The organism is Tenacibaculum sp. SSH1-16 (assembly GCF_040104435.1).
GTDB lineage: Bacteria > Bacteroidota > Bacteroidia > Flavobacteriales > Flavobacteriaceae > Polaribacter > Polaribacter mesophilus.
The window spans coordinates 1-11,954 of the sequence record NZ_JBECOV010000016.1 but is presented as its reverse complement, the minus strand read 5'-3'; the positions used below and the strand labels follow the sequence as shown (position 1 = coordinate 11,954).

Below are 11,954 nucleotides of genomic sequence, written 5' to 3'. Positions count from 1 at the left end.
TTATTCACATGCTCCAACAATTAGCAAAACATATTGACGAACAATTTTCTTTTTTAAAAGAAAAAAAGTTACTAATAGCTATTTCTGGGGGAGTTGATAGTGTTGTACTAACACACCTCTTACATCAACTACAGTTTAATATTTCGTTAGCACACTGTAATTTTCAACTAAGAGGAAAAGAAAGTGATTTAGATGAACTCTTTATTAAAGAGTTAGGAAAAAGTTTGAACATTCAAACATTTACAACACGCTTTAACACTAATGAATATACTACTAAAAATAAATTATCAACACAACTAGCAGCAAGAGAGTTACGTTACAGTTGGTTTGACTCCCTAAGTAAAGAAAATAATTTTGATTATATATTAACAGCCCATCATGCTGATGATAATTTAGAGACATTTTTAATTAATCTCTCTCGAGGTACTGGTTTAGAAGGCTTAACAGGAATTCCTTCAATTAATAAAAATATCATTAGACCTTTACTTATTTTTTCTCGTGAAGAGATTATAACCTTTGCCAAAAAAAATAATATTGAATGGCGTGAAGATGAAAGTAATTCAGAAACCAAATATCTTCGAAATAAAATACGCCACCAGATTGCACCTACACTAAAAGAACTGAATGACAGCGTTTTAAAAAACTTCAATAAAACAATTGATCATTTAAAAGAGTCTCAACAAATTATTGATGATAAAATAGCGGACATTACCCATGAAATTGTCTCAAAAGAGGGAGATTTATTAAAAATAAATATTGAAAAACTGTTAAAGTTATCCAATCCAAAAGCATACCTCTACCAGCTGCTAAAGTCCTATAAATTCACGGAATGGAACGATGTTTACAACTTGATTTATGCACAATCTGGCAAGCAGATTTTAACAAAATTTTATACTTTGTTGAAAGACAGAGATTTTTTATTACTTTTACGCACTAATGAAAAAAGTTCCTTTGAAAAGGAATATTTCATTATTAGGGAGGAAAACAAAGAAATTACAGCACCGATAAAGCTGCAACTAAAAAAAGTTCTAAAAAAAACTAACATTAATAAAGAAAACATTTATGTTGATTATGAACTTCTTAACTTCCCTCTAAAACTCAGACGGTGGAAATCCGGCGACTTTTTTTATCCTAAAGGAATGATAGGTCGAAAAAAAGTAAGTAAATATTTTAAAGACGAAAAAATATCAATTGTAAACAAAAATAAAATTTGGTTGCTCTGTTCTAGTAAAAACGAAGTTATTTGGATAGTAGGAAAACGACAAGATAGACGCTTTTTACCAACAGAAAAAACAACCAAACTATTAAAAATTAGTATTTAATTAACCCCATCAAACTACATATAGAATGAAAAAATTCTTTACTCTATTTTTATTATTCATAGGTTTAGCGGTTTATTCTCAATCTGACGATAACCCCGTAGTTGTTACTCCTAAGGTAGAGAAAATCTCTGATACTGAGTACGACTTAATTTTTGACGTGTTAATTGCTGAAGACTGGCATTTATATTCTCAATACAACCCAGAAGATGCTTCACTACCTATGACAATTGCACCAGCAGAAGGACAATCTGGATATACCTTAAATGGTAAAGCAAAAGAAAGTGAAACAGAAACTCAGTTTAGTGAAATCTGGGGAAAAGATGAAATCTTCTTTGTTGACGAAGGTAAGTTAATTCAAAGAATTACTGTTTCAGACTCAACTTTAACAAAAGTTACATTAAATCTTGATGCCCAAGTTTGTAAAGAATACTGTTTACCTTTTGATGAAGATTTTACATTTTCTTTAACAGGTGAAAAAGTAGCACAAACAGTTGCTGAAGTTGATGACAAAAGTAAAGAACTATCTCAAACTTTAAATTTAGACTTAAAAAATACAATTTTATTAAAAAGCTCAACTGACACAAATACTGGTGAAGAAGAGGAAGACAATAGTCTTTTAAATATTTTCCTATTAGGTTTTGTTGGTGGATTATTAGCTTTCCTAACTCCATGTGTATTTCCAATGGTTCCTTTAACTGTATCGTTTTTCACAAAACGTACAGAAAAAAGAGGAAAAGGTGTTGGTAGCGCTATCCTATACGGTTTTTTCATCGTATTAATTTATGGTTTAATAAGTCTTCCTTTTCATTTCTTAGATACTTTAGATCCTGAAATATTAAATAGTATTTCAACAAACATATGGTTAAACCTATTTTTCTTTGTAATACTAATATTTTTTGCAGGTTCATTCTTCGGTTTTTATGAATTAACACTACCTAGTTCTTGGAGTAATAAAGCAGATAGCGCTTCAAATGTTGGAGGCGTTCTTGGAGTTTTCTTCATGGCATTAACTTTAGCTATTGTATCATTTTCTTGTACAGGACCTATTTTAGGTTCATTATTAGCAGGATCATTAAGTGGAGGAGCAATGCAATTATCTGTAGGTATGGTTGGTTTTGGTTTAGCATTAGCTTTACCTTTTGCTCTTTTTGCGATGTTCCCTAACTGGTTAAACACATTACCAAAATCTGGTGGATGGTTAAATACTGTTAAAGTTGTTTTAGGATTTATTGAATTAGCTTTTGCATTTAAATTCTTATCAAATGCTGATTTAGTAGGACACTGGGGAATACTAAAAAGAGAAATTTTTATTGGAATATGGGCTTTAATTGCGTTCCTTTTAGCACTGTACTTATTTGGTTTCATAGGAAAAAGGTATGGTAAAATGACCTTATTTAGAGTTTTAGTAGGAATTGGAGCCTTAGCTTTAGCAGTATACTTAGCTCCTGGTGTAATGGAAAACCCTTCTTGGAGTCAAAATAAATTATTAAGTGGGTTTGCTCCACCTAAATTCCATAGTATATACAAAAAAGACAATCAATGTCCTTTAAACTTAAACTGTTTTAAAGATTTTGATGAAGGTATAGCTTACGCAAAATCTGTTAACAAGCCTGTTTTATTAGATTTTACAGGATGGGCATGTGTTAACTGTCGTAAAATGGAAGAAAACATATGGAGTCAACCAGATATCTACTCATTAATAAATGATGATTATGTATTAATTTCATTATATGTTGATGATCATCAAAGAATGTTACCAGAAGAAGAGCAATTTGATTTTATTAAATCTAATGGGAAAGTAAAAAGAATTAGAACCTATGGTGATAAATGGGCTACTTTCCAGTCTGCTAACTTTAAAACAGCTTCTCAACCATTTTATGTACTAATGAGTCCTGAACTTGAAATATTAAACTCACCTCAACAATATACAGATCACGGAACATACTATAATTGGTTAAAAACAGGTTTAGACAGGTTTAACTCTAACTAATTATAATATAAATATTATATATTTAAAAGCCTCTTTTTTAAAAAAGAGGCTTTTTTTATATCTTTCAATAAAAAATATATGACACCGGAAACTATTATCAGCATATTTTTAGGAATTGGCTTAGCTGCTTCCGTAGGGTTTAGAGTATTTTTACCTCTATTTACGTTAAGCTTAGCAGGATATTACAATGTTATTCCATTAAATGAAAACTGGCTGTGGGTAGCAAGTACCCCTGCTATTATAGCATTAGGTGTAGCTACAATATTAGAAATATTTGCATATTATATTCCTTGGTTTGACAACTTACTCGATACCATAGCTGTTCCGTTAGCCGCAATTGCAGGTACTGCAGTAATGGTTTCAACTGTGGCAGATTTATCACCAGTTATTACTTGGGCTTTAGCAATTATTGCTGGTGGCGGAACAGCATCAGCTATAAAGGGCACTGCTGCTTCTACTCGACTTACTTCTACAGCAACAACTGTAGGAGTTGCCAATCCAATTATTTCAACCGTAGAAACAGGCACCTCGTTAGTTATGTCTGCATTTTCTATTTTTTTCCCTATACTAGCTATTATTCTAGTTATTTTGATTTTTATTAGTATACGTAAAATGTTTAAATACATTTTTTCTAAATCAAAAAAGGTATAATTATTGGTGTTATTTTTATAAATCTAACTTTTATGAAAAATAATATTACTACCATCTTTTTAATTACCGTCATACTTTCTACTTCAGCACAAGAAATTAAGAAAAAAGAGAAAGCCCCTGGAAGCATTTATACTTTCTCAAATACCTATTCTACTTTTTATGATTCATCAACAGTTAATAAAAATTTAGATTTAAATGAATTATCTTTTTTTATTGTAAATCAACAAGACATTGATAACAATTCTTTCTCTATTCCATTTGATAAACTAAATAAAAAACCTACTTCTTTTATTTATGATGACCATATAGATTATCAAAATAACAACCTTTTAAAAGGGTTCTTAAAAAAGAATGATCCAACTCATTGGAGTCCACAGCAGATGCAATTACAATAAGTTTTATTTTTTCTCTATCTTTAGCGAAAAGAGAAAAATATGCTAGTAAAAGTCTATGGAAGTGCTGTTTTTGGTATTGAAGCAACCACAATTACTGTTGAAGTTAATATTGATAAAGGTATAGGATATCATTTAGTTGGATTACCCGATAAAGCTGTAAGTGAAAGTTCGTATCGAATCTCTGCCGCTTTAGCTAATAACAGTTACAAACTCCCTGGAAAGAAAATCATTATTAACATGGCACCAGCCGATATTCGTAAAGAAGGTGCTGCCTACGATTTAACTTTAGCTATTGGTATTTTGGCTGCCTCCAATCAAATAAAATCAGAACAGATTGATGAATATATTATTATGGGAGAACTTTCTCTTGATGGAAGTTTACAACCTATAAAAGGAGCTCTACCTATTGCTATTAAGGCTCGTGAAGAAGGATTTAAACACTTTATCCTTCCAAAAGAAAATGCCAAAGAGGCTGCTATAGTTAATGACTTAAATGTTCTTGGGGTAGACAATATTATGGAAGTTATAAACCATTTTGATGGTAACAAACTAATTGAACCTACAACCGTTGACACCCGCGCTGAATTTTACAAGCACATTGACTTTCCTGAGTTTGATTTTGCTGATGTAAAAGGACAAGAATCTATAAAACGTTGCATGGAAATTGCCGCTGCTGGTGGACATAATATCATTCTTATTGGACCTCCAGGAGCAGGTAAAACAATGTTAGCAAAACGTTTGCCATCCATTCTTCCTCCTATGACCTTACACGAAGCCTTAGAAACCACTAAAATACATTCAGTGGTAGGAAAAGTAAAAAATACTGGCTTAATGTATCAACGTCCCTTTCGCTCACCACATCATACAATTTCAGATGTTGCGCTCGTAGGTGGAGGACAATATCCACAACCTGGAGAAATATCTTTGGCACATAATGGTGTTTTATTTTTAGATGAACTTCCCGAATTTAAGCGTACCGTTTTAGAGGTAATGCGTCAACCTTTAGAAGATAGAGAAGTTACTATATCACGTGCGCGTTTTACCGTAAACTACCCTAGTAGTTTTATGTTAGTTGCTAGTATGAATCCGAGTCCTTCTGGATATTTCAACAATCCCGACTCACCGGTTACCTCCTCTCCTGCCGAAATGCAACGTTATTTAAGCAAAATTTCTGGTCCCTTGTTAGACAGAATCGATATCCACATTGAAGTAACACCAGTACCTTTTGATAAGCTTTCTGATGAACGAAAAGGAGAAAGTAGTGTAGATATTAGAAAAAGAGTTACCCTTGCTCGTGAAATACAAACAACTAGATTTAAAAACCTTGAAAACATTCATTACAACGCACAAATGAATGTAAAGCAAATTCGTGAATTTTGTAAATTATCAGAAGAAAGTAAAAGCTTATTAAAAGTGGCCATGGAAAAGTTAAACCTATCAGCTAGGGCTTATGACAGAATTTTAAAAGTATCTCGTACCATTGCCGATTTAGCTTCTTCCGAAAATATACTATCCGAACATATTACCGAAGCAATTCAGTATAGGAGTCTAGATCGTGAAGGTTGGTTAGGATAATTATAAAGTTAAAATTCAATAAAGTATACAACTTTAAGACAGTTAGCGAAATGTTAAAAAATTGTGCTTTCATATAAAATCACTAATTTAGGCGTTTATTTAAAAAGCTAAACAGCAAAATTAAACATACACCCTAATGAAAAAATTAGTTTACTTATTGGCATTTTCTATTGCCTTAATTTCATGTAAAGAGAAACAAAAAGATTATGTGACTTTTTCTGGAAAAATTACCAACAAAAACTCTGAAACAGTTACTATTTCTAACCCTCAATTTAAATTCAACAAAGTAATTAAAGTTGGTGAGGATGGAACTTTTAAAGATACTATGAATGTAAAAGATGGTTTCTACAGATTTTTTGATGGTAAAGAATATACTGCTTTATACTTAAAAAACGGAGCCGATATTAATATGACGATTGATGCTAAAAAATTTGACGAAACTATAACTTATACAGGAGTTGGTTTTGAAGAAAGTGCTTTTTTAGCTAAAGCTTCATTAGAGCAAAAGAAATTATTTGAAGATAAAGAATTAATGAATTTACCAGAGTTAGACTTCAGATCTAAAGTTTCTAATTTTGTTGATGATTTTAACAAAAGATTTGAAGGAGCCTCATTAGATTCTACTTTTGTAGCAAGTCAAAAACAAAGTATTGCTGGTTTAGAAAATTACTTAACTAAAATGTATAACGACAAGCAATACATTACTAAAAAATTAGCTAAGGGTGCTGAATCTCCTAAGTTTGTTAATTACGAAAACAATGCTGGTGGTACTACTTCTTTAGATGATTTAAAAGGTAAGTATGTGTATATCGATTTATGGGCTACTTGGTGTCAACCATGTAAAAATGAAATCCCTTTCTTAAAGAAAGTTGAAGAAAAATATCACAATAAAAACATCGAGTTCGTAAGTATTTCTGTTGACAGACAAAAAGACTATGAAACTTGGAAAAAAATGATTGTTGATAAAGAATTATCAGGAGTTCAATTATATGCTAAAGAAGATAAAGCTTTCATGGATGCGTATAGAGTATCAGGAATTCCAAGATTTATTTTATTAGATCCAGAAGGAAAGATTATAGACTCTAATGCTCCAAGACCTTCTAATCCTAAATTAGTTGAGTTATTTGAATCATTAAACATCTAGTCTTAAAAGACGTTTATATTAAAAAATCCCACTAATTAGTGGGATTTTTTATTGCTTAAATTATTCTTCTTTAGATTCATTAAAAATAATTATATTTGCCGAATGAATTTTTTAACAGAAGATGTATCGTTTAAAATATCTTGTGGTGGCAGAAACTGCTACCAACTAGATTTAGGCTATAAAGTAATAGACTTTACTTTTTGCCAACTATTAACCTTCAGGAAAAAAGTATTAGAACGCGCTTCGTACGAATCATTAGAAACAATTATTGACGGAGATAACTTCGTACTCCTTTTTGCAGCAGACAATAAACACCTATTATTCTTAGATGTACCTCAACTTATAGAGTTACGAGAACTTCTTTTATCAGTATTTAAGCAGAAAAGTCTTTACTAAGACTAGCTTTAAATTAGCCCTCCTATTCTTTTTAGAGTCTTATAATCTGTATCTTTATAGTATTAAAACTAAACAAAATATTATGGAAACAGCAATAAGAAGAGACATGATTTTAGATGTGGAAGTAGTTGATTTGCTAAACCACCAAATAACGATGGAGCAACAAGCTTCTTCTAAATATTTAGCCATGGCATCATGGTGCGACCAAAGAGAACTTAGAAATAGCGCAGCATACTTTTATAAGCAAGCTGAAGAAGAAAGAGAGCACATGATGAAGATTTTCAAATTCGTTAACGATAATGGCGGTAGTGCAATGTCACCTATAGCTACAGAAGTTGCTCACGAATTTGAAAGCTTACGAGCTATTTTTGAAGCTTCTTTAGATGCCGAAATAGAAGTAACTAAATCTATTCACCACGTATTTAAAACTGCAAGAAAAGTAAGTGATTTTACTTCTGAAATCTTTTTACAATGGTTTGTAACAGAACAAGCCGAAGAAGAAGAAAAAGTAAGAGACATTTTAGACTTAATCGATTTAATGGAAGGTATGCCATTAAAAATGATTGATGAGCGTATTCCTACTGAATAAAACTTTTATAAACAGTATAAAAAAATCCCGCAACAATGTTGCGGGATTTTTTTATGTATTGACTCTAAGAATCTAGTATCTATAGTGTTCTGGTTTGTATGGACCTTCAACAGTTACACCAATATATTTCGCTTGATCTTCACGTAACTCGGTTAACTCAACACCAATCTTAGCTAAGTGTAATTTTGCTACTTTTTCATCTAAGTGTTTAGGTAACATATACACCTCGTTTTTATACGCATCAGAATTTTTCCATAACTCGATTTGCGCTAAGGTTTGGTTTGTAAAAGAGTTAGACATTACAAAACTTGGGTGACCGGTAGCACAACCTAAGTTTACTAAACGTCCTTCAGCTAATACAATAATGTCATTTCCTTTAACAGTATACTTATCAACCTGAGGTTTAATTTCAACCTTAGTATCACCGTATGTTTCATTTAACCAACCCATTTGGATTTCGTTATCAAAGTGACCAATATTACAAACGATAGTCTTATCTTTCATTGCTTCGAAGTGCTCAGAACGAACGATATCTTTGTTACCAGTAGTAGTAATTACGATATCCGCCTTTCCAACAACAGTTTCTAATTTCTTCACTTCAAAACCGTCCATTGCCGCTTGTAACGCACAAATAGGGTCAATTTCAGTAACAGTAACGATAGAACCAGCTCCACGGAAAGATGCCGCAGTACCTTTACCAACATCACCATAACCACAAACCACTACTCTTTTACCAGCTAACATTACATCAGTAGCACGACGAATCGCATCTACAGCAGATTCTTTACATCCGTACTTATTGTCAAACTTCGATTTAGTAACCGAGTCATTTACGTTAATCGCAGGCATTGGTAACGTTCCGTTTTTCATACGCTCGTATAAACGGTGTACACCAGTAGTTGTTTCTTCAGATAAACCTTTAATTCCAGAAGCTAATTCAGGATATTTATCTAATACCATATTCGTTAAATCTCCACCATCATCTAAAATCATGTTTAATGGCTTCTTATCTTCACCAAAGAATAATGTTTGTTCAATACACCAATCAAACTCTTCTTCATTCATACCTTTCCAAGCATACACAGGAGTTCCAGCAGCAGCAATAGCAGCAGCAGCTTGATCTTGAGTAGAGAAAATATTACAAGAACTCCAAGTAACCTCAGCACCTAAAGCTTGTAATGTTTCAATTAAAACCGCAGTTTGAATCGTCATGTGTAAACATCCTGCAATTCTTGCACCCTTTAAAGGTTGCTCATCTTTATACTCTTCTCGTAAACTCATTAACCCTGGCATTTCAGCTTCTGCCAATTCAATCTCTTTTCTTCCCCAATCAGCTAAAGAAATATCTTTAACTTTGTAAGGAACATATGTCGCGGTTTTTGTGCTCATATTTTTGTATATTTATGTATCTTAAATTTGAGTCGCAAAATTACGAAATAACTTTCTAAAATATGCCTCTTTACAAAACATTAACGGTAAACAACCATGCTAAAGCATTGATTTGGAAGATTGAAGAATCTTTTGAACAACTTTCTAACGGCGTTTCTTTAACAAAAGGAAATCAACAAAGAGTAAACGGCATGAAGTCCGATTTACACCAAAGAGGCTTTATGAGCGTACGTCACTTACTAAAAGAAGTTGGCTATACCGATGATGATTTACTATACGATGGCTACGGAAAACCACACTTAAAAGACGGTAAATTCATTTCAATAACCCATTCATTTACCTTTTCGGCAATAATTATTTCCGATACACAACCTGTGGGGATAGATATTGAAATGCAGCGCGACAAAATTGTAAAAATCGCACACAAATTTACTCCTATTGAAGAATACAAATCTATTGCCAACCACGATGCGCTAGTTAGCAAACTTACCATTGTTTGGGGCGCCAAAGAAAGTTTGTATAAAATCTACGGAAAGAAAAAATTGCTCTTCTTAGAAAACATTTATATTGAAGATTTCTCTTTTGACACCAATCAAACCACTGGAAAAATTTTATACGAAGGACAAACCTCAGAATACGACATCCACTTTTTAGAAATGGAAGGATTCACCTGCGTATGCGCTTGTTAAAATATGTATCACACTCTCCTACTCCATAACCTCTACAACCCAAAAACTTTGCTACTATGAAACTTTGAAGCTCTGCATCTCTAAAAACTTTGCAACTAAAAAAACTCTGTAACTCCACGACTCTGCATCTTTGAAACTCTACTACTCCAAAACTTTGAACTTTGCCACTACAAAACTCTGCATCTTTGAAACTTTGAAAAACTCCAAAAACCTTTCCCATACAACAACAACTTAACTTTAGTAACTTTGCATCTTTCTAATTAGGAACAACCATGAAAATATCCGTAGAACTAACCTTAAGTCCGCTTCAGAACGAATTTGAAGAACCAATTATCAATTTCATCAAAAAATTAAGAGCCTCAGGTTTAACCGTGTTAGAGAATCCTTTGAGTACACAGGTATATGGAGATTATGATACCGTGATGAGCTTAGTTACTTCTGAATTAAAAAATGCTTTTGAATTAATTGACAACGGATTGCTATTTATGAAAATCGTAAAAACCGATCGTAGCGATTATGAGCCAACTTTTTGATTTCCTTTTTGGGCAGTATGCTGATTACAATCCTATTGATGTTTGGCTAGAAATTATTGCCGTTATCTTTGGGTTTTTATCCGTTTGGTATTCAAAACAGAATAAAATTTGGGTATTCCCTACGGGGATGATAAGCACTGCTATTTTTGTGTACCTCTTGTTAAAATGGGAACTGTTAGGTGATATGATGATTAACGGGTACTACTTTATGATGAGTGTATACGGTTGGTACATCTGGACACGAAAAGTAGACGCCACCCATGTAACTCCTATTTCTAGAACAACATCTAAAGAAAAAAAACAAAGCGTCGCCATATTTGTAGCCACCTTGGTTTTTGTCTATGCTGTGTATACCGTTTTTGATAAATGGACGAGCTGGACAGCTTATGTAGACACCGTTACCACTGCTATTTTCTTTGTAGGAATGTGGCTCATGGCAAAACGAAAAATAGAAAACTGGATTTATTGGATTATTGGCGATATTATCTCCGTTCCACTGTACTTTTACAAAGGATTTACCTTTACCAGTTTTCAATATTTATTATTTACCTTTATAGCAATTGCAGGATATTTAGCATGGAAAAAGCACTTACACAACAACCCATCAACCTTGTAAAGGTGGTATTATTTGGACCTGAAAGCACAGGAAAAACAACACTTTCTGGTCAGTTAGCGCGTCATTACAATACCGTTTGGGCTCCCGAATTTGCGCGTGAATACTTGCAAGATAAGTGGAACAACGAACGTAAAACTTGTGAGCAACACGATTTAATTCCGATTGCTGAAGGACAAATGGGTTTGGAAAATGAATTGGCTAAAAAAGCGGATAAAGTACTCATCTGTGATACCGATTTATTGGAAACCAAAGTATATTCTGAAGAGTATTATGGCGGATTCGTAGATCCGAAATTAGACGAGGCTGCCATTGCAAATACCTACGATATTTATTTTTTAACCTATATCGATACGCCTTGGGAAGCCGATGATTTACGGGACAGACCCGAGCAACGTTTGGAAATGTTTAAAGCCTTTGAAAATGCGTTGAAAAAATACAACCGTCCGTATGTATTGTTAAAAGGAGATAAAGAAACTCGATTGAAAAAAGCAGTCGAAATTATTGATGAATTACTCACTAAAAAAGAAAACCTATACTCTTTTTCCGACACCCTTACCGATTTAGACATGCACTTCATGCACCAATCACCCGACACACCTAATTACGATATGTAAGCATTGCTAAACGTCATTCCTTATTTCATGTCATTACTATAATAGATAAAC

Annotated in this window: 13 protein-coding genes; 12 read left to right on the top strand and 1 reads right to left on the bottom strand. The window is 32.9% G+C overall.

What is annotated here, in order from left to right; translation table 11 throughout:
• Positions 1-8: 8 nt before the first annotated feature.
• The 8 genes from tilS (at position 9) to ABMY20_RS14780 (ending at position 8,062) form a co-directional block, all read left to right on the top strand.
• Positions 9-1,322, top strand: a complete 1,314-nt coding sequence (gene tilS / locus ABMY20_RS14815; protein ID WP_349265662.1) for a tRNA lysidine(34) synthetase TilS — start codon at positions 9-11, stop codon at positions 1,320-1,322.
• Between the two features lie 25 nt (positions 1,323-1,347).
• Positions 1,348-3,312, top strand: a complete 1,965-nt coding sequence (locus ABMY20_RS14810) for a cytochrome c biogenesis protein CcdA (RefSeq protein WP_047790330.1) — start codon at positions 1,348-1,350, stop codon at positions 3,310-3,312.
• A gap of 78 nt (positions 3,313-3,390) precedes the next feature.
• On the top strand, positions 3,391-3,963 hold the full coding sequence (locus ABMY20_RS14805; RefSeq protein WP_349265661.1) for a DUF4126 domain-containing protein: 573 nt from the start codon (positions 3,391-3,393) through the stop codon (positions 3,961-3,963).
• A 32-nt stretch (positions 3,964-3,995) separates the two neighbouring features.
• Positions 3,996-4,358 carry a hypothetical protein gene (locus tag ABMY20_RS14800; RefSeq protein ID WP_349265660.1) on the top strand — a complete coding sequence of 121 codons (363 nt, stop codon included), beginning with the start codon at positions 3,996-3,998 and terminating at the stop codon, positions 4,356-4,358.
• 39 nt (positions 4,359-4,397) lie between these two features.
• Positions 4,398-5,933, top strand: coding sequence for a YifB family Mg chelatase-like AAA ATPase (locus ABMY20_RS14795; protein ID WP_047790333.1), 1,536 nt, complete (start codon positions 4,398-4,400; stop codon positions 5,931-5,933).
• 136 nt (positions 5,934-6,069) lie between these two features.
• Positions 6,070-7,077, top strand: a complete 1,008-nt coding sequence (locus tag ABMY20_RS14790) for a TlpA disulfide reductase family protein (RefSeq protein WP_253679045.1) — start codon at positions 6,070-6,072, stop codon at positions 7,075-7,077.
• Between the two features lie 102 nt (positions 7,078-7,179).
• Positions 7,180-7,473, top strand: a complete 294-nt coding sequence (locus tag ABMY20_RS14785; protein ID WP_349265659.1) for a hypothetical protein — start codon at positions 7,180-7,182, stop codon at positions 7,471-7,473.
• An 82-nt stretch (positions 7,474-7,555) separates the two neighbouring features.
• Positions 7,556-8,062 (top strand): ferritin, encoded by a 507-nt coding sequence (locus ABMY20_RS14780; protein WP_274639444.1) that lies wholly within the window; start codon positions 7,556-7,558, stop codon positions 8,060-8,062.
• A gap of 72 nt (positions 8,063-8,134) precedes the next feature.
• Here ABMY20_RS14780 and ahcY read toward each other — a convergent pair whose 3' ends face one another.
• Entirely contained in the window at positions 8,135-9,451 is a 1,317-nt protein-coding gene (gene ahcY, locus ABMY20_RS14775) for an adenosylhomocysteinase (protein WP_274639443.1), read from the bottom strand.
• Between the two features lie 62 nt (positions 9,452-9,513).
• On the opposite strand from ahcY, the gene ABMY20_RS14770 reads away from it, so the two are divergent.
• The 4 genes from ABMY20_RS14770 to ABMY20_RS14755 all read left to right on the top strand — a co-directional run bounded on the left by ABMY20_RS14770 (position 9,514) and on the right by ABMY20_RS14755 (position 11,903).
• Entirely contained in the window at positions 9,514-10,140 is a 627-nt protein-coding gene (locus ABMY20_RS14770; RefSeq protein ID WP_167712452.1) for a 4'-phosphopantetheinyl transferase superfamily protein, read from the top strand.
• Positions 10,141-10,412: 272 nt separating this feature from the next.
• Positions 10,413-10,673, top strand: coding sequence for a hypothetical protein (locus tag ABMY20_RS14765; protein ID WP_028891327.1), 261 nt, complete (start codon positions 10,413-10,415; stop codon positions 10,671-10,673).
• Complete coding sequence (gene pnuC / locus ABMY20_RS14760; protein ID WP_349265658.1) at positions 10,657-11,289, top strand: nicotinamide riboside transporter PnuC; 633 nt, start codon at positions 10,657-10,659, stop codon at positions 11,287-11,289. Before ABMY20_RS14765 ends, pnuC begins: the two co-directional genes overlap by 17 nt.
• Entirely contained in the window at positions 11,250-11,903 is a 654-nt protein-coding gene (locus tag ABMY20_RS14755; RefSeq protein ID WP_349265657.1) for an ATP-binding protein, read from the top strand. Before pnuC ends, ABMY20_RS14755 begins: the two co-directional genes overlap by 40 nt.
• Positions 11,904-11,954 lie beyond the last annotated feature (51 nt).